The sequence below is a fragment of the Achromobacter sp. Root170 genome (assembly GCF_001428165.1).
In the GTDB taxonomy this organism is placed as follows: domain Bacteria; phylum Pseudomonadota; class Gammaproteobacteria; order Burkholderiales; family Burkholderiaceae_B; genus Achromobacter; species Achromobacter mucicolens.
The window spans coordinates 440,022-463,530 of record NZ_LMHN01000012.1; the positions used below are offsets into that span (position 1 = coordinate 440,022).

Sequence of the window (23,509 nt, forward strand, 5' to 3'; positions counted from 1 at the left end):
GCGAGCATGTCCGGCTAGCGTGCGAATTTCATCGACACATCCGTGTGCGTGCCCCGGTCCAGATCTGCGCCCAGCGGCCTGTCCCATGCGGGCAGGACCTGCAGTTCCTGGCTGACTTCCCCGGCCTCGATGCGCCGCGCGATGTCGTCAAGCAATTGCGTGCGCGTGGCGAACCCCCTGCCTTGCAGGTCCCGGGCAAAGAGCCGGTATCGGAGATTGGGTTCGGCGCCTTTCATCACGCCCAGATCCAGGATTTGGCCTTGTTCGTTGCGCAACAGCAGATGGCCGGGGCGTGCATAGATGCGGTAGATCCGCCAGGGCGATGAAATCGCGGCGTGGCGCGGATGCGGATCGCGTCCCGATGCGGCAGGGCCCCGGGACGGGGCCGGCGCTGGGGGAAGGCGCTTCACGCACGCTTTGGCGAATCGGGCGATGGACCTGCCGATCAGGCTCACGTGGCGCCAGCGGTCAACGCGGTGAATAGGCCTGGGCGGGGGATAGGCGGGACGTTCTGGCGATGGTTGATCACGGCTTGCTCCTCATGGCGATACGGCGAGGCAACGCGCGTTTCAAGCACCACGCGGCCAGCATACGCGCTTTTCGCGGCCGTCCCGTGGATTGAGTTGATTGGTTACGCAATAAGCACAAAGCGCGTTGACTTCCCCCGGCCCGGCACCCATAGTGGTTCAGAAGCTTTTCGAGCATCGTGATTTTCGTCCGGTCTTGCACCCTTTGCGGGGCGCCTCATTGTTCGCGATCCTTTCCTTGACAGGCCTCGCTACGCGGCCTGTCCGCATTTAAAGGAAAGCGTCAATGGAAACCGGAATTGTGAAGTGGTTCAACGATGCCAAGGGATTTGGCTTCATCATGCCCGAGAACGGCGGCAAGGATTTGTTTGCGCACTTCTCGGAGATCGTCAGCGACGGACACAAAGTGCTCCTGGAAAACCAGCGGGTCAGCTATGTGACCGCGCAAGGCGCCAAGGGCCCTCACGCGACGCAGATCCGCGCGCTGTGAGTGGCGGGCCGCAAGGCCTGCCGCCAAACATTGGAGGTCCCATGTATCAGAACAATATGGTCTACAAGGGCTATCGGCTTACCGCCAGCGTCTCCCGGGTTTCCGTCGGGAACGCGCATCGGCCGGCCTTCACCGCCACCGTGGCAGTGGAGCTGGCGGGCGATCAGGACCGGCTTGGCGAGCCCCATGCCGTGCCGCTTTTCGTTGCCGGCGGGTTTGTTGCCACGCCCGGAATGGCGGTCGACGCCGCAATCACCCACGGTCGTCTGGTGGTCGATTCGCACGCCCGGATTGCTTGATTTGCGCCCAACACGGCGCCACGCTTCAGCCCTTTAACCCCAGCCGCCGCGCCAGCTTGTGCAGGTTGCTGGGGTCAACATCCAGCGCGCGCGCGGCGACGGCCCAATTGCCGTCGTGGGTGTCCAGCGCCCGGCGGATGACCTGCCGCTGACAGGCGTCCACCGCGTCGCGTAGCGACTGTGCCGGCGCATCCGGAACAGGTGTGTCATCCGCGTCGTCTTCCAGCGCGCCGGGCATGTCGCCGTCGGACAGGTCCAGCAGCTTGGCGCCCAGCGTGACGATTTCGTTGCGGCTGGCGCCGTGGCTGACCGCCTTGATGGCCGCCCGGCTGATGACGTGTTCAAGTTCGCGCACGTTGCCGGGCCAGCGGTAGCGGCGCATCATTTCCTCGGCCTCCGGCGACAGCCGCAGGCTGCGCAGCCCAAGTCGCGCGCGGTTCAGTTCCAGGTAGCGGCCGGCCAGCAGCAGGATGTCGTTGCCGCGGTCGCGCAGGGGCGGGATGGGAATCGGATAGACCGACAGGCGGTGGTAGAGGTCGGCGCGGAAATCGCCCGCGCGCACCAGGTCGCGCAGGCTGCGGTTGGTGGCCGCCACGATGCGCACGTCAACCGTCCGCGGACGGTCGTCGCCCAGGCGCTGGATCTCGCCGTTCTGCAGGGTGCGCAGCAGCTTGGCCTGCACCAGCAGCGGCAGTTCGCCGACTTCATCCAGGAACAGCGTGCCGCCGTTGGCGGCTTCAAAGCGGCCGGGCCGGTCGGCCACCGCGCCGGAAAACGCGCCCTTCGCGTGGCCGAACAATTCGCTTTCGGCCAGGGACTCGGGCAGCGCGGCGCAGTTCACGTGCACCAGCGGCCGGTCGCGGCGGCGCGACAGCCCGTGCACCCGGCGCGCAAACAATTCCTTGCCCACGCCGGTTTCGCCCAGCAGCAGAATCGGCAATTCCGAATCGGCCACGACTTCGATCTCGTGCAGCAGGCGGGCAATGGACTCGCTCTGGCCCAGGATCTCGCTGGCGGCGGGTGCGGCGCTGTCCGCCGGCGCCTGCCCGCGAGCCACGCGCAGGGCGCGGATCTCGGCTTCCAGGCGGGTGGTGCGCAGCGCGGCTTCGAGCAGCACGATGTAGTCGCGCAGATCGGCCTGCGCCTCCATGTCGAACGTGCCGACCTCCAGCGCGTCCAGCGTCAGCACACCCCAGGTCTTGCCCTCGATGTGCAGGCTGGTGCCCATGCAGTCGTGCACGGGCAGCGGTTCGCCGGCCATGCCGTTGATGAGTCCGTCGTAGGGATCGGGCAGGGTGCTGTCGTGGTGAAAGCAGGTGACGCCGCGCCGCGCCAGGATGGCCGCCAGCCGCGGATGCTGCTGCACGGCGAAGCGGCGGCCCAGGGCGTCCTGCGTCAGGCCGTCCACCGCGATGGGACGCAGGTGATCTTCTTCGAGCTGCAGCAGCGCGACGGCGCCGCAGCGGAAATGCGTTCGAAGGCTGGAGACCAGACGCTGTAGACGAATGGCGGGTGGCAGGTCGGCGACCAGGTCGGCAAGCAGGAGATTTTGCATGGGTGAATTCTACCGTTGCAAGGTGAATAAAACCCTACCGCATAAGGGTGATATCTACCCTTTAAAACGCAGGTGATTGATAAATCGCAAGTTTTTCCTGGCACGGATTTCGCAAGTAGAGAAGCACCGTCATGATCTATGGAGAGACGCGATGAGCATGGTTGAGCAATCCCTGGGCCAGTTGGCCCGCAGCATTCCCGGCGCCACGCAGGTGTTTCACGAATTCGAACTGGACTTCTGCTGTGGCGGCAAGAAGAGCCTGGCCGAGGCGGCAGCCCAGCGTTCGCTGGATCCCGCGCAGATCGAGGCGCGCCTGGTCGCCCTGGCGCAGAACCCCTCGCAGGAAACGGACTGGGGGCTCGCTTCGCCGGCCGAGCTGGTCGATCACATTTTGGCGCGTTATCACGAAGTCCACCGTCAGCAATTGCCCGAGCTCATCCGCCTGGCCTTGAAGGTGGAACAGGTCCACGCCGACAGCCCGGACTGCCCGGCGGGCCTGGCCGACCACCTGCGCGCCATGCAGCAGGAACTGGAAAGCCACATGCAGAAAGAGGAACAGGTGCTGTTCCCGATGCTGGCGCGCGGCCACGGCGCCATGGCCACCATGCCGATCATGGTCATGCGCACGGAACACGACGACCACGGCGTGGCGCTCGAACGCCTGATGGCGCTGACCAACAACGTGACCTTGCCGCGTGCGGCCTGCAATACCTGGCGCGCGCTTTACCTGGGCATTCGCCAGTTCAAGGAAGACCTGATGGCGCACATCCACCTGGAAAACAACATCCTCTTCGAAAACGCAGGCGCACGCGCGCCGGCCTGACGGCGCGCGCGGCAAGGAAGGGCGGGGCCTGCCGGCCCCGCGGCATCATCAGGGAAGGTCCGTATGAACATCGACAAATTCAAGCAGCAGCACGTGGATATCCTGGAAGGCATCGCGTCGCTGCGCAAGCTGGCCCTGGCCGGCGTGGCGCGCAACGCGGCCGAGATCGCCCGGGGCATCGTCGCCATGAGCGCCACCATCAAACTGCATCTGGCGGTCGAGGACCGCGCGCTGTATCCCGCAGTGGCGCGCAGCGCGGACGCCGACCTGGCGCGAAAGGGACGCGAATTCCAGGAAGAGATGGACGCCATCGCCGCCGCCTATGAAGGCTTTGCCAAGCGCTGGAACAATGCCCGCAGCCTGGAACTGGACGAGCGGGGTTTTCGCGACGACGCCAACACCGTGCTGCGCCGTGTGCACGAGCGCATGCAGCGCGAAAACCGCGATCTCTATCCCCGCATCGAGGCGATGTAGCGCCAGACCCGCCAGACGCTTCTGACGCGGCGGTGCGCACGGCGCGCAACCCGCCCCGATCCGGACACAAACGGAATGAAAACCGACAGCTCGGTTGCATGAATCCGCCGGCCGCCGCCTGTACACTCGGAGCACCTTACTAGGCGCCTGGGGATCTTGATGGCCGGAAGCAGCTTTTTCGCGTTGTTCGACGATATCGCCACCATCCTGGATGACGTTTCCGTCATGACGAAGGTGGCCGCCAAGAAGACGGCGGGCGTGCTCGGCGACGACCTGGCGCTCAACGCCCAGCAGGTCAGCGGCGTGCCCGTCAACCGCGAGTTGCCCGTGGTCTGGGCGGTGGCCAAGGGCTCTTTCGTCAACAAGCTGATCCTGGTGCCCGCGGCGCTGCTCATCAGCGCGTTCGCGCCCTGGGCGATCACGCCGCTCCTGATGCTGGGCGGCGCGTTTCTTTGCTACGAAGGCGTCGAGAAGCTGGCGCACAAGTTCCTGTCGCATGGCGAATCGCCCGAGGGACATCACGCCGCGCGCGCCGAGGCGCTGCAGAATCAGTCGGTCGACATGGTGGCGTTTGAAAAAGCCAAGATCAAAGGCGCGGTGCGCACCGACTTCATCCTGTCTGCGGAAATCATCGTCATCAGCCTGGGCGCGGTGGCGGGCGCCGACTTCACGCGCCAGGTCGCGGTGCTGTCCATTATTGCCATTGCGATGACGGTGGGCGTCTACGGCCTGGTCGCGGGCATCGTCAAGCTCGATGACCTGGGCTTGCACCTGAGCCAGAAATCGTCGCGCGCGGTGGCCTGGCTGGGCGAGCGGATCGTGGCCGCCGCGCCTTACCTGATGAAGACCCTGTCCGTGGTGGGCACGGCTGCGATGTTCATGGTCGGCGGCGCCATCCTGACCCACGGCATCCCGCCCGTGTATGCGGCCATCGAACACGCCGCCGCCGCGGTGGGCGGGGGCGGCGTCGTGCACGCGCTGGTGTCCACGTTGCTCAATGCCCTGTTCGGCATCGTCGCCGGCGCGGTCGTGCTGGGCGCGGTGAGTCTGGTCAAGCGCCTGTTCAAGAAAGGCTGATGCGCCAGCCGGCCCCGGCGCGCCACGAAGACCGGCGCGCGGGATCGCTACCTTTGCGGTGCGGCGGCGACCGGCGACCCCATTGCCTGGAACAGCGCCGCCGTTTCCGTCATGCGGCTGTTGGCGTATTCCAGTTCGCGCAGGCGCGCAGCGACGTAATGCTGCTCGGCGGCGTATTGGGTGTAAGGCGCCAGCGCGCCCAACTTGACCCGGCTGGCCGTGTTCCGATAGGACTGTTCGGCCGCGCGCCGCGAGGCTTCCGCCGATGCCAGCGCCTGTCCGCCCGCATCCAGGCGCGAGAGCGTGTCGGCCACATCACGAAACGCGGTCAGCACGGTCTGCTTGTATTGCAGGACGGCGGCCTCGTACCGTTCTTTCGCGGCGCTGCGTTCGGCCAGCAATTGCCCGCCATGGAAGATCGGCTGCGTCAGCGATGCGCCAATGGCCCAGATCGAACCGCCCCCTGACAAGGCGTCGCCCCATGAGAACCCGCCCTTGCCCATGGACGCCGACAGCGACAGGCTGGGAAACATCTGCGCGGTGGCCAGGCCCACGTCGGCCGCGGCGGCCTCAAGCGCCGCCTCGGCGACCCGGATGTCCGGCCGCGAGGCCAGCAGTTCCGATGGGACCACCACGGGCACCGCCTCGGGCACGGCGAGCGTGTCGAAGGCCAGGTCGGGGGGCGCCTGGTCCGGACTGCGGCCCAGCAGCACGGCCAGCGCGTGACGCGTGGCATGCCACTGCGCGCGCAGGCCGGGCAAGGACGCCTCCAGCGTGGCGGCGTCCTGGTCGGCGGCCAGCGCATCGTTCTGCGAGGCAGAGCCGTATTCATAGCGGCGTTGCGTGTCATGCGCCACCTGCCGCAGCAGCACCGCCTGCTTTTCCGTCAGCGCCACGCGTTCGGCCAGCGCGGCCGAGGTGATCGCACCGGTGACGATGTTGGCCGCGAGCGAGCGCCGGGCAGCTTCAAGCTGATAGGCCTGCTGCGCGACCTGCGCCGCCAGCGAGGTGTTGGCGAAGCGCGCCGCGCCAAAGAGGTCCAGGTTGTAGCTGGCCTGCACCTGTCCCGTGAAGACGTTAAAGAGCGCCGTGGGTTCGGGCAGTTCGGGCATCGTCAGCGCGCGGTTGCGCGTGGCGCTGGCGCCCGCGTCCACCGAAGGCAGCAACGAGGAATTGACCTGCCCGCGCAATTGCTCGCGCGCGCCGGCCAGGTTGCGTTCGGCGGCGGCCAGGTCCGGGCTGTTGGCCAGGCCTTCCTCGACGAGTGCGTTCAGCGCCTCGGAGCCGTAGCGCTTCCACCACTGCGGCACGGGGTGCGCGCCGCGCTCGAAGCGTTGCGCCACGCCCTGCGCGGTGGCGCCCGCGGGGGGCGCGGCCTCGACGCCATATTGCGCGGGTTGCGCCATGGCAGGCGGCTTGCTGTCCGGCGCGAAGGCGCAGCCGCCCAGTGCCAGCATCAGCGGCAGCGCCGCAAACCGAGCGCGTTGGAAAGTGAAGGGGATGCGCATGGTCAGGCTCCTCGTTCCACCGTGTCGCCCGCGTTGGCGCCGGGCGGCACGCCTTCCGGCTCGTCGCGTTCATCGTGCTTCACGCGGAACCACGCCGCATACAGGGCGGGCAGGAAGAACAGCGTCAGCACCGTGGCGATGGTGATGCCGCCCATCAGGGCTGTCGCCATCGGGCCGAAGAAGTTGCTGCGCAGCAGCGGAATCAGCGCCAGCACGGCGGCGGCAGCGGTCAGCGTAATCGGCCGGAAACGCCGCACCGTGGCGCCGACAATGGCATCCACGCGCTTGTGGCCCGCGCGGATGTCCTGCTCGATCTGGTCCACCAGGATGACCGAGTTGCGCATGATGATGCCGAACATGGCGATCACGCCCAGCATCGCGACAAAGCCGAAAGGCTTGCCAAACAGCAGCAGGGCGGCCACGACGCCGATCAGTCCCAGCGGCGCGGTCAGCACCACCATCAGCACGCGGGAAAAACTTTGCAACTGCACCATCAGCAGCGTCAGTACAGCCACCGCCATCAGGGGCATCTGCGCGTTGATGGACGTCTGGCCCTTGGCGCTTTCCTCCACGGGTCCGCCGACTTCGATGCGAAAGCCCACGGGCAGCTCGGCGCGCAGGGCGTCCAGCTTCCTGTCGATGGCGTGCGTGACGTCGATGCCTTGCGCATCGCCCGTCACGTCGGCCTGGACAGTGATGGTGGGCTGGCGGTCGCGCTCCCAGATGACGCCGTACTCAAGGTCGTAGCGGACCTGGCCGATACTGCCCAGCGGCACGGGGCCGTTTGCCGTGGGCATGGACAGCGTGGCAAGGCGGGCCGGGTCGACCCGTTCTTCGCGCGGGGCGCGCAGGGTGACGTTGATGAGCTTGTCACGCTCGCGGTACTGCGTCACGGTGTAGCCCGAGAGCGTCATCGCCAGGAAGCTGGAGATGTCGCTGGAAGTGATGCCCAGTTCGCGCGCCTTCTGCTGGTTGACCTCGAAGCGCACCGATCTTTCCGAAGGCTCGTCCCAGTCGAACTGCACGTTGGCCGAGCGCTTGTCGGCGCGCACCTCGGCCGCCACCTTTTCGGCCACCGCCCGCACCTCGGGGATCTTGTCGCCACTGACGCGGAACTGCACCTGGTAGCCGACCGGCGGCCCGTTCTCAAGGCGCGACAGGCGGCTGCGGATCGCGGGGAAGTCGCTGCGCAGCATCGGCGCCATCCACTGAGCGAGCTTTTCGCGGTCTTCCACCGAATGCGTGGTGATGACGAGCTGGGCGAAGTTGGGCGTGGCAAGCTGCTGGTCCAGCGGCAGGTAGAAGCGCGGCGCGCCGGTACCCACGAAGCTGACCGAATGCGCGATCTCGGGCCGGCCTTCCAGCGCCTTTTCCAGACGCTCGACCTGGCGCAGCGTCGCGGCAAAGGACGCGCCTTCCTGCAAACGCACGTCCACCAGCAGTTCGCTGCGGTCGGAGCTGGGAAAGAACTGCTGCGGCACGAACCTGAAGCCCGCCATCGCCACGGCAAACACCAGCACGGTGCCGGCCAACACCAGATAACGCCGGTCCACGCACCACGCCACCCAGCCGCGCAGGCGCTGGTAGAAGCGGGTGTTGTAGATGTCGTGCTCGTGGTCGTGCGGCAGATGCGCTTCGCGCTTGCGCTCGGGCAGGAGGCGGTAGCCCAGCAGTGGAATCAGCACCACGGCCGCAAACCACGAGGTGATGAGCGCAATGGCCGACACCTGGAAGATCGAGCGCGTGTATTCGCCGGTGCTGGACTTGGCCAGCGCGATGGGCAGAAATCCCGCCACGGTGACCAGGGTGCCGGTCAGCATGGGAAAGGCGGTGCTGGTGTAGGCGAACGCGGCGGCGCGCGTCCGGTTCCAGCCCTGTTCCAGCTTCACCGCCATCATTTCGACCGCGATGATGGCGTCGTCCACCAGAAGGCCCAGCGCCAGCACCAGCGTGCCCAGCGACACCTTGTGCAGGCCGATGCCGAACATCTCCATGAACAGCGCCGTGATGGCCAGCACCACAGGGATGGAGATCACCACCACCATGCCCGTGCGCAACCCCAGCGACACCAGGCTCACGGCCAGCACGATCGCCACGGCTTCGGCCACGGAGCGCAGGAATTCGTCGACCGACTCCGACACAGCCGTCGGCATGCTGGACACTTCCGTCAGCGCGAGGCCTGCGGGCAGCTCGGCCTGCAGTTCCTTGAATTTGGCGTCCAGCGATTTGCCCAGGCGCACCACGTCGTGGCCCGGCTGCATGGTGATCCCGATGCCCAGCACGGTTTCGCCCTGGAACCGCACCTGCTGCGCCGGGGGATCGTCGTAGCCGCGGTGCAGGGTGGCGATGTCGCCCAGCCGGACGGACTTGCCGTTCACGCGGATCAGGGTGTCCGCCAGGGCGCGGCTGTTCGGGAACTGGCCCGTGGGCCGCACGAAGATGCGGTCGTCCGCCGTGGTCAGCGTGCCCGCGCCCTGCACGGCGTTCTGGCTGTTGATCGCCTCGGCGATCTCCTGCGGCGACACGCCCAGCCGGGTGAGCTGCGTGTTCGGGATCTCGAGGTAGATGTGTTCGGGCTGATCCCCGAAATAGTCCACCTTGGCCACGCCCGGCACGCGCAAAAGCACGGTGCGCAGCTTGTCGGCATAGTCGCGCAACTGCGCGGGCGAAAAGCCGTCGCCTTGCAGCGTGTAGATGTTGGTGTAGACGTCGCCGAACTCGTCATTGAAGAACGGACCCTGCACGCCTTGCGGCAGCGTGGCCCGCATGTCGCCCACCTTCTTGCGCACCTGATACCACTGGTCGGCCACGGTGCTGGCCGGCGCCGAATCCTTCATCGTGTAGAAGATCAGGGATTCGCCGGGCCGCGAGTAGCTGCGCAGGAAGTCGGTGTTGGCGGTCTCCTGGAGTTTCTTGGCGATGCGGTCGGTGACCTGCTCCTGGACCTGCTGCGCCGTGGCACCCGGCCACAGGGTCTGGATGACCATGACGCGGAAGGTGAAGGGCGGGTCTTCGGACTGCGCCAGCCGCGAGTACGACAGCACGCCGAACAGCGTGACGAGCGTGATGATGAAGATCACCAGCGGCTGATGCCGCAGCGCCCAGGCCGACAGGTTGAACCGGCCTTCCTCGTGGCGATGGGCGTCTTGGTCAGCCTGCTGGCCGGGGTCCTGGCCGGGGGCGCTCATGACGCGAAATCCTCGGGATGCAGCGGCGGCACCGGGCGTACCTTTTCGCCGGCCGACACGGTGTGCACGCCTTGCCACACCACGCGCTCGCCCGCCGCCAACCCTTGCGACAGCGTGACGGTGCGCGCGTCGTAGCGCAGCACCTGCACGCGGCGCAGTTCCAGCGTGTCGGCCTCGGGTTTGACGATCCACACCGCCGGCTCGCGGCCGTCATGGAACAGGGCCGTGGCCGGCACGGTATAGGTGGTCCGTCCGTTGGCCTGGCGGTTATCGAAACTGATGTTGGCCGTCATGCCCAGCCGGACCTCGGGCGAGGGCGATTCCAATGTGAGCTTGGCGCGGTAGGTGCGGCTTTGCGGATCGGCGGCCGGCGCGATCTCGCGCAGCACGGCCGTGAACGTCTGGCCGGGCAAGGGCCCCAGCGTGACGGTGGCGCGCTGGCCGATTTCCAGGCCCGCCAGCACGCTTTCGGGCACGTCGCACAGCGCGTCGATGTCGCCCGCCCAGGCCAACTGATAGACGGGGGTGCCGGCGGCGACGTTCTGTCCCGTGTCCGCCTGTTCGGCGGTGATGACGCCCGCGTGATCGGCGTGCAGCGTCGTGTAGTTGAGCTGGTCGGCCGCCAGCGCCGCCTCCTGCGCGGCCTGGTCCCGCTGCGCAAGGGCCGAGGCATAGGCATTACGGGTCTGCTCGAGCTGGGTGGCGGCGATCAGGTTCTCGCGCGCCTGGGCGCGATCGCGATCCAGTTGCTTGCGGGCGTAGTCCAGCTGGTGCTGGGCCGCCGACAGCGCCGCGCGCGCGGCGGCGGCATTCTTGGTGGCGTCGGCCGGGTCCAGCTTGGCCAGGACCTGGCCGGGGGACACGGTGTCGCCTAGCCGCACCTTGCGTTCCACGATCTTGCCGCCCACGCGGAACGACAGCGGCGTGCTGTAGCGCGCCTGCACCTCACCGGGAAGCGTCCAGGCCGGCAGGGCTTCGTCCGCCTGCGCGGGCATGGCGACGACGGGGCGCGGCGCGGGGGCGGGCGCTTCGTCACGGCCGCAGCCGGCCACGGCGGCGGCCATTGCGATGACAGCGGACAGGGCCAACAGGCGCGTGCCGCGGCGGGGCGAAACGGCGGGAACGATCCGTGCTGCAGCAGCAACGGCATGGCGCGCGATGGGATGCGCGCCCGGGCCAAAACAATTCACGAAACACCTCGCTGCGCGGAAATGGGGCAGGAAAGGGACGAGTCAGACTCGATACGGACTGAATTCTAATACAGTCTTGTATCTGAATACAAAGTTGAATCTGAAATGCGCGCCGGTGCTAAACTCGCGCCATGTCCAAAGTCCGCCTGACCCGAGAGCAAAGCCGAGATCAGACGCGCCAGCGCCTGCTTGACGCCGCGCAGTCGATTTTTCTGTCGAAGGGTTTCGTGGCCGCCAGCGTCGAAGACATTGCCGAGCAGGCGGGCTACACGCGCGGCGCGTTCTATTCCAATTTCAGCAGCAAGTCCGAGCTGTTCCTGCAACTGCTCAAGCGCGACCACGAAAACGTCATGGCCGACATGCGCGCCATTTTCGAAGCCGGCGAGAGCCGGTCGCAGATGGAAGCGCGCGTGCTCGACTACTACAGCAAGCACTTTCGCGAAAACGACTGCTTTCTGCTGTGGATGGAGGGCAAGCTGCAGGCGGCGCGCGATCCGGACTTCCGCGTGGGCTTTGTCGCCTGTCTGCGCGAGTTGCGCGCGGCCACCACCGAATACATCCGCCAGTTCTCGGCCCAGTTCGGCACGCCGCTGCCGCTGCCGGCCGAGCAGCTTGCGGTGGGTCTGCTGGCCCTGTCCGACGGCATGCAGTTCAGCGTTGCGTTCGATCCCCAGGCCGTCACGCCCGAGATGACCGAGGCCGTGCTGGCCGGGTTCTTTCGCCGTGTGGTGTTCGGCGACGCCAAGCCGGACTGAGGCCGCGGGACCGTCGCTGAACGGTCCGATTTCAAACTCAGGTGATTGTCAGCTTGGGTGCGCCCGTGATAGTAATACCGGCGGCGCACCGGTCGTGCTGAGGGGGCCAACGCCATGTTCCATCACCCTCGGGCACAAGGAGTGCATCCATGACTTCGGAACCCCGACCAAGCACGACCATCCATCGGCCCGTCTTCTATTCCGCGGCCGTCTTTACGTTGCTGCTGGTGGCCTTTGCCATCATTGCGCCCAAGGCAGCGCAGACCCTCTTCGAATCGATGCAGGCCTGGATCATCGGCAATGCAAGCTGGTTCTACATCCTGGTCGTCGCCATCATCCTGATCTCGGTCGCGTTCCTGGCGATCAGCCGGTACGGCGACATCAAGCTGGGTCCGGACCATAGCGAGCCCGATTACCGCAACTTCACCTGGTTCGCCATGCTGTTTTCCGCCGGCATGGGCATCGGGCTGATGTTCTTCGGCGTGGCCGAACCCGTCATGCACTTCGTGTCGCCGCCCGTGGGCGAGGGCGGCACCGTCGAGGCCGCGCGCGAGTCCATGAAGATCACCTTCTTTCATTGGGGACTGCACGCCTGGGCGATCTACGCGGCGGTGGCGCTCACGCTGGCGTTCTTCAGCTTCCGCCACGGCCTGCCGCTGACCCTGCGCTCGGCGCTGTATCCGCTGATCGGCAATCGCATCCATGGTCCGATCGGCCACGCGGTCGACATCTTCGCCATCATCGGCACCGTGCTGGGGGTGGCCACGTCGCTGGGCCTGGGCGTTGCGCAGATGAACAGCGGCCTGAACCATCTGTTCGGCATTCCGGTTGGCGTCGTGCCCCAGATCGTGCTGATCGTCATCACCTGCGGACTGGCCACGTTGTCGGTGGCCAGCGGGCTGGACAAGGGCATCCGCTTCCTGTCGGAAGCCAACATGGTGCTGGCCGTGGTCCTGCTGTTGTTCGTGCTGACCGTTGGCCCCACCGTGTTCCTTTTCCAGACGTTCGTGCAGAACACCGGCGCCTATCTGTCCGACATCGTCAACAAGACCTTCAACCTGTACGCCTACGAGCCGACCGACTGGCTGGGCGGCTGGACGTTGTTCTACTGGGGTTGGTGGATCGCCTGGTCGCCTTTCGTGGGCTTGTTCATCGCCCGCATTTCGCGGGGCCGCACCATTCGTGAATTCGTCTGCGGCGTGCTGCTGGTGCCGGCCGGGTTCACGCTGTTCTGGATGACGGTGTTCGGCGACACGGCTATCTATTACATCCTGGTTGGCGGCGATCAGGGGTTGGCGAAGGCCGTGGATGCGGACAGTTCGCTCGCCCTGTTCGCATTCCTTGAGTTATTGCCCTGGAGCAGCGTGATCTCGGTGTTCGCCATTGCGATGGTGGCCGTGTTCTTCGTCACCTCCGCCGACTCCGGGGCGCTGGTGGTGGATCTGCTGGCCTCGGGCGGCGCGGACCGCACGCCGGTATGGCAGCGGATCTTCTGGTCGCTGTCCATGGGCGCGGTGGCCATCGCGCTGCTGCTGGCCGATGGCCTGACCGCCTTGCAGACGGCCACCATCGCCAGCGCGCTGCCGTTCTCGATCATCCTGCTGCTGTCGCTCTGGGGTTTGTTCAAGGCGCTCAAGCTGGACGCCACCAAGCGCGGCATCCGCTATCAATCCCTGACGCTGTCGCGGCCGGCGCGCGGCGGCCAATCCTGGGAGCGGCGTCTGCGCAACATGGTCATGATGCCGCGCCGCGCCCATGTGCTGCGCTTCATCGCGGACGTGGTGCGGCCCGCGCTGGAAGACGTGGCCGACGAATTGCGCAAGCAAGGCTATGCCGTGCAGGTGCGCGAAGACGAGAACGAGGGCGGCGCAATCCTCGAGGTCTCGCATGGCGAACACCTGGACTTTTCCTACGCCGTGCAGCCCCAGGCCTTCGTGCGCCCCAGCCTGACGCCCGACGAGGCCGCCGACGAAGACGAGCGCAAGTACTTCCGCGCCGAAGTCCACCTGCGCGAGGGCGGGCAGGACTACGACATCATGGGCTGGAGCCGCGACGCCGTCATCGGCGACATCCTCGACCAATACGAGCGGCACCGCCACTACCTGCACATGGTTCGCGGTTAGTCGGCGCGCCGGCAGGCGCCTGCTCATATTCCCAAGCCACGCTGTCCGCGTGGCTTTTTTTTGACCCATAGGCCGGCGCTATCCCCTTCATTGCTTTCGCTGCTTTGACGAAATCCCGCGATTCGTGGATTATCCAAGCAAATTCTTGTTTAAATAAAAAAGCGAGCGAATCATGAAGGCGAAATACGGGGCATGGGCGGTCGTCGTCCTGGCGACGGCGGCAGCGTTGGCCGGCGGGGTGATGTACTGGAAATCGAAGGCGGGCGCGGCAGGCAGCGGGTGGTCGATGCCGCCGGCCAAGGTCGCGGTGGCGCCCGCCGTGCAGGCGGATTTTCCGGTGATGCTTGCCGGCATCGGGTCGCTGGAAGCCACGCGCCAGGTGATGGTGGCGGCGGAAGTCGACGGACGTGTGGCGCAGATCCTCTTCACGCCGGGCGAGGCGGTCAAGGCGGGGCAGTTGCTGGTGCAGTTGAACGACGCGCCCGAGCAGGGCGAGCTGGCGCGGCTGCAAGCCCAGGCGCGTAATGCGCGTGCCCTGCTGGATCGCACGCGCCGGCTGGTGCCGCTGCAGGCCGCCACGCGTGAACAGCTCGACCAGGCCGTGGCCGACCATGAACAGGCGGCCGCCGACGTGCGGCGCGTGCAGGCGCTGATCGACCAGAAGCGCATCAGGGCGCCGTTCGACGGGGTGCTTGGCGTGCGCCGCGTGAACCTGGGCCAGTTTGCCCGCGCGGGCGATCCGCTGGTGTCGCTGACGGATGCGTCCTCGTTGTATGCCAACCTGACGCTGCCCGAGCAGGCGCTGGGTGTGCTGCGGGTGGGACAGCCGGTGGCGGTGACGGTGGACGCGCACGCGGGCCGCGAGTTCCCGGGCAAGGTCACCACCGTGGAGCCGCAGGTCGATCCGGGCACCCGCACGGTCCGCGTGCAGGCCCTGTTGGCCAATCCCGACGGCGCGTTGTCGGCCGGGATGTACGCGCAGGCCCGGATCGGACTGCCCGACCGCCCGGATGTCATCACCGTGCCGGAGACGGCCGTCAGCTACAGCGCCTATGGCGATTCGGTCTACGTCGTGACGCCGCCAGAAGCTGCTGCGGCGGCGCCGACTGTCAGGCAGGCCTATGTGAAAACCGGCGAGCGCCTGCGCGGCCGGGTGGTGGTGACCGAGGGGCTGAAGGCGGGCGACCGGGTCGTGACGTCGGGCCAGCTGCGCCTGCATAACGGCGCCGCCGTCGAGATCCTGCCGGACGACACCGTGGCGCTGGCCGCGCCGGGACACGCCGTGGCGCAGGCCCGGTAAGGTGCGGAGGCCAACATGAAGTTCACCGATCTGTTTGTGCGCCGTCCCGTGCTGGCGCTGGTGGTCAGCACCCTCATCCTGCTGCTGGGCATCAAGGCCCTGAGCGGATTGCCCGTCAGGCAATATCCGCTGACCGAAAGCACCACCATCACCATCACGACGCAATATCCGGGCGCCTCGCCCGATCTGATGCAGGGTTTCGTCACGCAGCCCATCGCGCAATCCGTGGCCACCGTCGAGGGCATCGACTACCTGTCGTCGTCGTCGACCCAAGGCCGCAGCGTGATCACCGTGCGGATGAAGCTGAATGCCGATTCCAACAAGGCCATGACCGAGGTGATGGCCAAGGTCAACGAGGTCAAGTACCGCCTGCCGCAGGACGTCTACGACCCGGTCCTGGTCAAGTCCGCGGGCGAGGCGACGGCCGTCGCCTACGTGGGCTTTTCCAGCACGAACCTGTCGCTGGCCGCGCTGACGGACTACCTGTCGCGGGTGGTGCAGCCGCAGCTCTCGTCCATCGATGGCGTGGCAAGCGTCGAGCTGTACGGCGGGCAGAAGCTGGCGATGCGGGTATGGCTGGACCCGGACCGCATGGCGGCCCGCGGCATCTCGGCCGGCGAGCTGGCCGACGCGCTGCGCCAGAACAACGTGCAGGCGGCGCCCGGCCAGGCCAAGGGGCTGTACGTGGTGTCCAACATCCAGGTGAATACCGACCTCGTCAACGTGGCCGAGTTCCGGGACCTGGTGGTCAAGCACGAAGGCGGCGCCGTCGTTCGGCTGGGCGACGTGGCGACCGTGGAACTGGGCGCGGCGTCCACCGATTCGAGCGGCCTGATGGACGGCGAGCCGGCCGTGTACTTCGGCCTGAACGCCACGCCGGTCGGCAATCCCCTGGTCATCGTCAAGCGCCTGAACGAGTTGCTGCCCAACATCAAGCAGAACCTGCCGCCGGGCACCAGCGTGCAGGTGCCGTTCGAACTGGCCCGCTTCATCAGCGCCTCGATCGACGGCGTGACGCAGACGCTGCTCGAAGCCATCGTCATCGTGGTGGCGGTGATCTTCCTGTGCCTGGGCTCGCTGCGGGCGGTGCTGATTCCCGTGGTCACCATTCCGCTGTCCATGCTGGGCGGCGCGGCCATCATGGCCCTCTTTGGCTTCAGCGTGAACCTGCTGACCTTGCTGGCGATGGTGCTGGCCATCGGCCTGGTGGTGGACGACGCCATCGTCGTGGTCGAGAACGTGCACCGCCACATCGAGGAGGGCAAGTCGCCCGTGCGGGCGGCGCTGATCGGCGCGCGGGAGGTCGCCGGTCCGGTGATCGCCATGACCATCACGCTCGCGGCCGTCTATGCGCCGATCGGGCTGATGGGCGGCCTGACCGGCTCGCTCTTCAAGGAATTCGCCTTCACGCTGGCCGGGGCGGTGGTGGTGTCCGGCGTGATCGCGCTGACGCTGTCGCCGGTGATGAGCTCGTTTCTCTTGAATGGCCGGGTCGCCGACGGCTGGATGGCCCGCAAGGCCGAGCACTTCTTCGGCCGCCTGGGCGAGGCCTACGGCCGCGTGCTGGACGTGTCGCTGCATCACCGCTGGGTCACCGGCGTGCTGGCGGTGGCCGTGCTGGCCAGCCTGCCTTTCCTGTACAACGCCGCGCAGCAGGAGCTGGCCCCCGTCGAGGACCAGTCCACGGTGCTCACCGCCATCAAGTCGCCGCAGCAGGCCAACATCGATTACGTCGAAAAGTTCGGCAAGAAGTGGGACGACGTCATGAAGACGCTGCCCGAGCAAAAGGGGCGCTGGCTGATCAACGGGTCCGACGGCGTCTCCAACAGCATCGGGGGCGTGGACTTCGTGGACTGGCAGGACCGCACGCGCTCGGCCGACGAGATCCAGGCCGACATGCAGTCGATGGCGAACCAGGTCGAAGGCAGCAACATCTTTGCGTTCCAGCTGCCGTCGCTGCCCGGCTCCACGGGCGGGCTGCCGGTGCAGATGGTGCTGATGAGCGCGTCGGACTATGCCGTGGTCTTTGACGCCATGGAAAGCCTGAAGAAGGCGGCGCGGGAAAGCGGCCTGTTCATGGTGGTGGACAGCGACCTGGACTACAACAACCCCGTCGTGCAGTTGAAGGTGGATCGCAGCAAGGCCAACAGCCTGGGCGTCACCATGAAGGCCATCGGCGACACGCTGGCGGTGCTGGTGGGCGAGAACTACGTGAATCGCTTCGGCATGGACGGGCGTTCCTATGACGTCATTCCGCAAAGCCTGCGCGAACAGCGCATCTCGCCGCAGGCGCTGGCGCAGTACCACGTCAAGAGCGCCTCGGGGGCGCAGGTGCCGCTGTCCAACCTGGTATCGGTGTCGATGGGCGTGGAGCCCAACAAGCTCACGCAGTTCAACCAGCTGAACGCCGCCACGTTCCAGGCGATTCCCATGCCGGGCGTCACGATGGGCGATGCGGTGCAGTTCCTCACGCGCGAGGCGCAATCGCTGCCGGCGGGCTTCAGCTACGACTGGCAGTCCGACGCGCGGCAGTTCACGCAGGAAGGCTCGGCGCTGATGATCACGTTCATCTTCGCCATCATCGTCATCTACCTGGTGCTGGCCGCCCAGTACGAAAGCCTGCGCGATCCCTTCATCATCCTGGTAAGCGTGCCCATGTCGATCTGCGGCGCCCTGATCCCGCTGGCGCTGGGCATGGCCACGGTCAACATCTATACGCAGATCGGCCTGGTGACGCTGATCGGGCTCATCAGCAAGCACGGGATCCTCATGGTGGAGTTCGCCAACGAGATGCAGGTCAGCCATGGGCTGGACCGGCGCGCGGCGATGGAAGCGGCCGCACGCATCCGCCTGCGTCCCATCCTGATGACCACGGCGGCGATGGTCATGGGGCTGATTCCGCTGCTGTTCGCCACCGGCGCCGGCGCGCACAGCCGCTACAGCCTGGGACTGGTCATCGTGGTCGGGCTGCTGGTCGGCACGCTCTTCACGCTGTTCGTGCTGCCCACGGTCTACACCGTGTTTGCCCGGGACCACCGCGCCGCCAACGATACGCCGCGCGCCCGCGAACTGGCGCAGGCCGACGCCGAGGACGCGCGCGCCGCCGTCCAGCACTGAGGAATCGATCATGGATAAACCGCATTTCTTTCCCCGCCTTTTCCGCGGCGCCGCCGTGCTGCTGGCCGCTTTGGCCGCCGCGGGCTGCGCCGTCGGACCCGACTACCGCCGGCCCAGCCCGGCGCCCGTGGTGCTGACCAGCCCCGAGCAGGCGCTGTTTTCCACCGATCAGGTCCAGCGCGACTGGTGGAAGCAACTGCAGGACCCGCAACTGGATCGCCTGATCGGCATGGCGCTCGCCCGCAACCTGGACATCCGCATCGCCCAGGCCCGCCTTGCCGAATCGCGCGCGGTGCTCGACGAAAAGGAACTGGACAAGCTGCCGGCCGTAACGCTGGGCGGCGGCTACGAGCGCAGCCTGTCGCAGGCCAATCCCGGCGTCGCAGGCCAGCGCAATCTGGCCGAAAGCTACCGGGCGGGCTTTGACGCGGCCTGGGAATTGGATCTTTTTGGCAGGCTGCGCCGCGCGGCCGAGAGCGCCGCGGCCCGTAGCGAGGCGCAGGCTGCCGACCTGGCGCAGGCGCGCATCGTGGTGGCGGCCGAAGTGGCGCGCAATTATTTCGAACTGCGCGGCGCCGAGCAGCGGCTGGCCGTGGCGCGCGCCAACCTGGCCAGCCAGGAGGACAGCCTGCGCGTGACCCAGGCGCTGGTCTCGGCCGGCCGTGGCGACGAAGGAGACCTCGCCAGCGCGCGGGCCGAACTCGACACCGTGCGGGCCAGCGTCCCGGTCCAGGAGACCGCGCGCCGGCTGGCGCGCTACCGGATCGCGGTGCTGGCGGCGCTGCGTCCGGCGGAGCTGGGTGCGCTGGACGCCGTCCAGCCGCTTGCGCCGCTGACCGCGCGCCTGCCCATTGGCGACGTGGGCGCGTTGCTGTCGCGGCGCCCGGACGTGCTGGCCGCCGAACGCAACCTGGCTGCCGCCAACGCAGACGTGGGCGTGGCCACGGCCGAGCTGTACCCGCGCATCGATCTGGGTGGCTTCCTGGGATTCGTCGCGCTGCGCGGCGCGGACTTCGGCTCGGCCGCCAGCCGCGGGTTCGGCGTCGCGGCCAACGCCAACTGGCCCGCGTTCCATCTGCCGTCGGCCTATGCCCGCAAGCGCGGGGCCGAGGCGCGCCTGGATGGCGAGGCGGCGCGCTACGAGCAAGCGGTCCTGCGCGCGGTCGAGGAAGTGGAGTCGGCGTTGGCCGAATACGGGCAGACGCAGCAGCGCCTGGGCAGCCTGGCGCAGGCTGCGGCCCACAGCGGGCGGGCGGCCGAACTGGCCCGGCTGCGCTACCGCGAGGGCAGCACGCCTTATTTGACCGTGCTGGATGCGCAGCGTACGCTTTTGCGCGCCCAGGACGCCGTGGCCGTGGCGGAAGCCGAGTCCTATACGCGCCTCGTGGCGCTCTATAAGGCGCTGGGCGGCGGCTGGCAGGCTGACGAGGCCGGCCAGACGCGGCTGGCCGTGGCACCATAGGAACCTTCATCCGGAGCATCGATACCCCTCATGTCTGACAGCCTGTCCCAACCGGCAGCCGCGCTGCCGCACCAGCCTTCGGACCGCGTCCTCATGACCCTGAAGACCCGGGGGCCGCAATCCATCGCGGTCATCGCGCGGGCCATGGACGTGACGGCCGAGGCGGTGCGTCAGCAGATGACGCGGCTGCACGCCGACGGGCTGGTCGACGCCGAGAGCCGCAGCGCGGGCCGCGGCCGGCCCACCCAGATCTGGTTCCTGACCGCCGCCGGCCACGGGCGTTTTCCGGACACACACGCCGAGATGACGGTGCAGATGATCGCGGCGGTGCGCCAGGTGTTTGGCGACGAGGGCATCGACAAGCTGGTGCAGGTGCGCGAGAACGCCATGCTCAACGTCTACCAGCAGGCCATGCAGGACGCGCCGGACCTGAAGGCGCGGCTCGAACGGCTGGTCGACGTGCGCAGCGCGGAGGGCTACATGGCGGAACTGCGCGAGGACGAAGCCGGATTCGTCTTCATCGAGAACCATTGCCCCATCTGTTCGGCCGCCAAGGCCTGTATGGGCTTTTGCCGCAGCGAGCTGGAACTGTTCCGCAAGGTGCTGGGCGAGGGCGTGCAGGTCGACCGCGAAGAACATATCCTGGCCGGCGCGCGGCGCTGCGCCTATCGCGTCAGCAAGCGGCCATGACGCTCAAGCAGCTCGAAGCCTTCTATTGGGCCGCCACCTGCGCCAGTTTCGCCGTGGCGGCCGAGCGGCTTCACCTGTCGGTGTCCTCGCTTTCCAAGCGCATCACGGAACTGGAAGAAGCGCTGGGCCAGCCGCTCTTTGACCGCAGCGGCCACAAGGCCGTGTTGACCGACGCCGGCCAGCGCCTGGTTCCGCAGGCGCGCGGCTTGCTCGCCGCCGCGGACCAGATCCGCGCTTCCATGACCGAGACGCCCGGCCTGCGCGGCCGCTGCCGTTTCGGCGTGGGCGAACTCACGGCGCTGACCTGGCTGCCGCAGCTGATACGCGCCGTGCGCGCCGCCTACCCTGAGCTGGTGCTGGAACCCTACGTCGACATCGGCCAGGTGCTGGAGCAACGCGTCGCGGACGGGGAACTGGATTTCGCCGTGATCGCCGGCCGGTCGTCCCGCGCCGGCATTGCGTCCTTGCCCATCGGCGAGGCGCGCTTTTCCTGGGTTGCCGCGCCCGCGGTGCTGCAGCCCGGCGAAACCGGCATGACCATGGCCCTCTTGGCCCGGCTGCCGCTCGTGACCTTGCCCGAGGGCGCGGGCACCACGCGCATCATCGACGACTGGCTGGGCGGGCGGCAGGCCGCGGGCGAGCGCCTGTGCTGCAACAACTGGGGCGCCATCGTGGGATTGCTGATCGAAGGCACCGGGGTGGGGCTGCTGCCCAGGCATTGGGCCGAAAAGCTCCAGGCCGAAGGCAGCCTGCGTGTCCTGCACGGCGATCCCGAGCTGGCCGCGTTGCCTTACGCGTTCCAGTACCGGCGCGACGACGCCCGGCCGCTGGTCGCCCTGCTGCGCGACACGGTTGCCGCCTCGGCCGATTTCTCGGCGCCGTGCCGTCTGCCCTGAGGCTTTCGTCCGCAAGGCGGCCGCCACGGGCGTATAGTGGGCGGCGCGCCCCGCGCCGGTCTATACAATCGCCGCGCGCCTGGCGCAGAATCCAGCAACAACGTGCGCACGAGGGGGATGGGCCCGGCGATGCGGCACGACCCGGGGTCTGTTCCTCCCTGCCAGGCGGTGCGCCCGCGCACGAGGCACGGTCCCCCGCGGAATCGACGGAGATCTTTCATGCGTAAACTTTGCCTCGCCATGGCCATGGCGGGAATGCTGGCCACCGGATTGGCGCAAGCCCAGTCCACCTTGCGTATCGGGCTGCAGGACGACCCTGATGTGTTGGATCCGGCGCGCGCCCGCACCTTTGTCGGCCGCATCGTGTTCGCCTCGTTGTGCGACCGGCTGGTCGACATCACGCCCGACCTAAAGTTTGTGCCCCAGCTTGCGCAATCGTGGTCCGTCGGCCCCGACAACAAGACGCTGACCTTCAAGCTGCGCACGGATGCCGTCTTCCATGACGGCACTCCCATCAATGCCGCCGCGGTCAAGGCCAACCTCGACCGCGCCCGCACGCTGCCCGACAGCAACCGCAAGAGCGAACTGGCCACGGTGGCCAGCGTGGACGCCCCGGACGACCAGACCGTGGTGCTGAACCTGTCGGAACCGGACGCCTCGCTGCTGTCGCAGCTGTCCGACCGCGCCGGCATGATGATTTCGCCCGCCAGTTTCGACAAGGATCCCGGCGGCAAGCCCGTGTGCTCGGGCCCCTACCAGTTCAAGGAGCGCGTGCAGAACGACCGCATCGTGCTCGAGAAATTCCCCAAGTACTGGGACGCGGCCAACTACCATTTCGACCGCCTCGTCTTCACGCCGATTCCGGACAACACCGTGCGCCTGAACAACCTGCGCGCCGGCGACCTGGACATCATCGAGCGCGTGGCGCCCAGCGACGCCAAGGCCGTCAAGGACGACCCCAGCCTGCGTCTGGCCCCGGTGACCGGCCTGGGTTTCCAGTCCATCTCCGTGAACCTCGCCAACGGCGCGCGCGCCGATCATCCGCTGGCCAAGGACAAGCGCGTGCGCCAGGCGCTGGATCTGGCCATCGACCGCGACGTGCTGAACCAGGTGATCGGCGAAGGCATGTTCCAGCCTGCCCACCAGCCGTTCCCGCCCGCCAGCTTTGCCTACAACAAGTCCTTCGACCGCCCGGGCCGCGATCCCAAGAAGGCGCAGGCCCTGCTCAAGGAAGCCGGCTACGACCGCGTGAAGGTCGAGATCACCTTCGGCAACAACACCACCATGCAGCAGGTCTTCGAACTGGTGCAGGCCATGGGGGCCGAAGCGGGCTTTGACATCACCCTGCGCCCTGTCGAATTCGCCTCGCTGCAGTCCTCGCTCGCGCGCGGCGACTTCCAGGTAGGCCAGAGCGGCTGGTCGGGCCGGGTCGATCCCAGCGGCAACATCCACCAGTACCTGAGCTGCAAGGGCAACCTGAACGACGGCAAGTTCTGCGACGCCGCCGTCGACAAACTGCTCAACGACGCCCGCGCCGAGGCCGACACCGCCAAGCGCCGCGCCCTGTACGACCAGGTGCTGGCCGCGATGCAGGACCAGCGTCCCATCATCTACCTGTTCTACCTGCCGTGGACGTTCGGCGTGCAGGCCAAGGTGCATGGCTTCGTTCCGTATCCGGACGGCTTGATCCGCTTGAAAGGGGTAGAGAAGAAGTAGGCCCACCCCTAGAGGTAGGCCCACCCCCTACCCGCTGACGCGGGCCCCCTCAAGGGGGCGACACCAGCGGACCGGAAGGTAAGGCCCACCCCCAGCCCGCTGACGCGGGCCCCCCCTCAAGGGGGCGACACCAGCGGACCGGCGGAGCCGGATCCGCGGTGTCCCGGATGGCGTCAGTTGCTGGCGGCGGGTCTCTCCTTCCCAGGTGTCTGACACCCGTACGCAATGACCGCTGTACATCTCGATGCCCCACGGGTGTCTGACACCGGCCGATAGCCGCACCTTGGCGTCAGACACCCCTCCCACACCAGGACCCACC

General features: G+C 67.4%; 18 protein-coding genes. 13 read left to right on the forward strand and 5 right to left on the reverse strand.

Annotation, left to right across the window (positions count from 1 at the left end; genetic code table 11):
* Positions 1 to 14 precede the first annotated feature (14 nt).
* Complete coding sequence (locus tag ASD87_RS12240) at positions 15 to 455, reverse strand: hypothetical protein (protein ID WP_056321644.1); 441 nt, start codon at positions 453 to 455, stop codon at positions 15 to 17.
* A 358-nt stretch (positions 456 to 813) separates the two neighbouring features.
* On the opposite strand from ASD87_RS12240, the gene ASD87_RS12245 reads away from it, so the two are divergent.
* A complete protein-coding gene (locus tag ASD87_RS12245; RefSeq protein ID WP_006223700.1) occupies positions 814 to 1,017 on the forward strand; it encodes a cold-shock protein in 204 nt (67 codons plus the stop codon).
* A 41-nt stretch (positions 1,018 to 1,058) separates the two neighbouring features.
* Positions 1,059 to 1,316 (forward strand): hypothetical protein, encoded by a 258-nt coding sequence (locus tag ASD87_RS12250; protein ID WP_056321647.1) that lies wholly within the window; start codon positions 1,059 to 1,061, stop codon positions 1,314 to 1,316.
* Between the two features lie 25 nt (positions 1,317 to 1,341).
* Here ASD87_RS12250 and norR read toward each other — a convergent pair whose 3' ends face one another.
* A complete protein-coding gene (gene norR / locus ASD87_RS12255) occupies positions 1,342 to 2,871 on the reverse strand; it encodes a nitric oxide reductase transcriptional regulator NorR (protein WP_056321651.1) in 1,530 nt (509 codons plus the stop codon).
* A 151-nt stretch (positions 2,872 to 3,022) separates the two neighbouring features.
* Between norR and ytfE the strand changes: the two genes are divergently transcribed.
* From ytfE to ASD87_RS12270, 3 genes are all read left to right on the forward strand, one after another.
* On the forward strand, positions 3,023 to 3,694 hold the full coding sequence (gene ytfE / locus ASD87_RS12260; protein ID WP_056321654.1) for an iron-sulfur cluster repair protein YtfE: 672 nt from the start codon (positions 3,023 to 3,025) through the stop codon (positions 3,692 to 3,694).
* A gap of 63 nt (positions 3,695 to 3,757) precedes the next feature.
* Entirely contained in the window at positions 3,758 to 4,168 is a 411-nt protein-coding gene (locus ASD87_RS12265; RefSeq protein WP_056321657.1) for a hemerythrin domain-containing protein, read from the forward strand.
* A gap of 159 nt (positions 4,169 to 4,327) precedes the next feature.
* Positions 4,328 to 5,245 (forward strand): DUF808 domain-containing protein, encoded by a 918-nt coding sequence (locus ASD87_RS12270; protein ID WP_056321661.1) that lies wholly within the window; start codon positions 4,328 to 4,330, stop codon positions 5,243 to 5,245.
* Positions 5,246 to 5,292: 47 nt separating this feature from the next.
* Here the strand turns inward: ASD87_RS12270 and ASD87_RS12275 are convergent, their stop codons facing one another.
* The 3 genes from ASD87_RS12275 to ASD87_RS12285 are packed head-to-tail and all read right to left on the reverse strand — an operon-like array spanning position 5,293 to position 11,131.
* Entirely contained in the window at positions 5,293 to 6,753 is a 1,461-nt protein-coding gene (locus tag ASD87_RS12275) for an efflux transporter outer membrane subunit (RefSeq protein WP_056321665.1), read from the reverse strand.
* Between the two features lie 2 nt (positions 6,754 to 6,755).
* Entirely contained in the window at positions 6,756 to 9,941 is a 3,186-nt protein-coding gene (locus ASD87_RS12280) for an efflux RND transporter permease subunit (RefSeq protein WP_056321667.1), read from the reverse strand.
* A complete protein-coding gene (locus ASD87_RS12285; protein WP_082586267.1) occupies positions 9,938 to 11,131 on the reverse strand; it encodes an efflux RND transporter periplasmic adaptor subunit in 1,194 nt (397 codons plus the stop codon). Before ASD87_RS12285 ends, ASD87_RS12280 begins: the two co-directional genes overlap by 4 nt.
* Before the next feature lie 131 nt (positions 11,132 to 11,262).
* Here ASD87_RS12285 and ASD87_RS12290 point away from each other — a divergent pair, with 131 nt between their 5' ends.
* The 8 genes from ASD87_RS12290 (at position 11,263) to ASD87_RS12325 (ending at position 23,190) form a co-directional block, all read left to right on the forward strand.
* A complete protein-coding gene (locus ASD87_RS12290; RefSeq protein WP_056321670.1) occupies positions 11,263 to 11,886 on the forward strand; it encodes a TetR/AcrR family transcriptional regulator in 624 nt (207 codons plus the stop codon).
* Positions 11,887 to 12,035: 149 nt separating this feature from the next.
* On the forward strand, positions 12,036 to 14,009 hold the full coding sequence (locus ASD87_RS12295) for a choline BCCT transporter BetT (protein WP_056321672.1): 1,974 nt from the start codon (positions 12,036 to 12,038) through the stop codon (positions 14,007 to 14,009).
* Positions 14,010 to 14,181: 172 nt separating this feature from the next.
* Entirely contained in the window at positions 14,182 to 15,309 is a 1,128-nt protein-coding gene (locus tag ASD87_RS12300; protein WP_056321675.1) for an efflux RND transporter periplasmic adaptor subunit, read from the forward strand.
* A gap of 15 nt (positions 15,310 to 15,324) precedes the next feature.
* Positions 15,325 to 18,426, forward strand: coding sequence for a MexW/MexI family multidrug efflux RND transporter permease subunit (locus ASD87_RS12305; protein WP_056321677.1), 3,102 nt, complete (start codon positions 15,325 to 15,327; stop codon positions 18,424 to 18,426).
* 10 nt (positions 18,427 to 18,436) lie between these two features.
* On the forward strand, positions 18,437 to 19,888 hold the full coding sequence (locus ASD87_RS12310) for an efflux transporter outer membrane subunit (RefSeq protein WP_056321680.1): 1,452 nt from the start codon (positions 18,437 to 18,439) through the stop codon (positions 19,886 to 19,888).
* Positions 19,889 to 19,918: 30 nt separating this feature from the next.
* Positions 19,919 to 20,578, forward strand: a complete 660-nt coding sequence (locus ASD87_RS12315; protein WP_056321681.1) for a metalloregulator ArsR/SmtB family transcription factor — start codon at positions 19,919 to 19,921, stop codon at positions 20,576 to 20,578.
* The gene (locus tag ASD87_RS12320; RefSeq protein WP_056321685.1) at positions 20,575 to 21,474 is read left to right on the forward strand and encodes a LysR family transcriptional regulator; all 900 of its coding nucleotides are present in this window, start codon (positions 20,575 to 20,577) and stop codon (positions 21,472 to 21,474) included. Before ASD87_RS12315 ends, ASD87_RS12320 begins: the two co-directional genes overlap by 4 nt.
* A gap of 219 nt (positions 21,475 to 21,693) precedes the next feature.
* Complete coding sequence (locus ASD87_RS12325; protein WP_056321688.1) at positions 21,694 to 23,190, forward strand: ABC transporter substrate-binding protein; 1,497 nt, start codon at positions 21,694 to 21,696, stop codon at positions 23,188 to 23,190.
* Positions 23,191 to 23,509 lie beyond the last annotated feature (319 nt).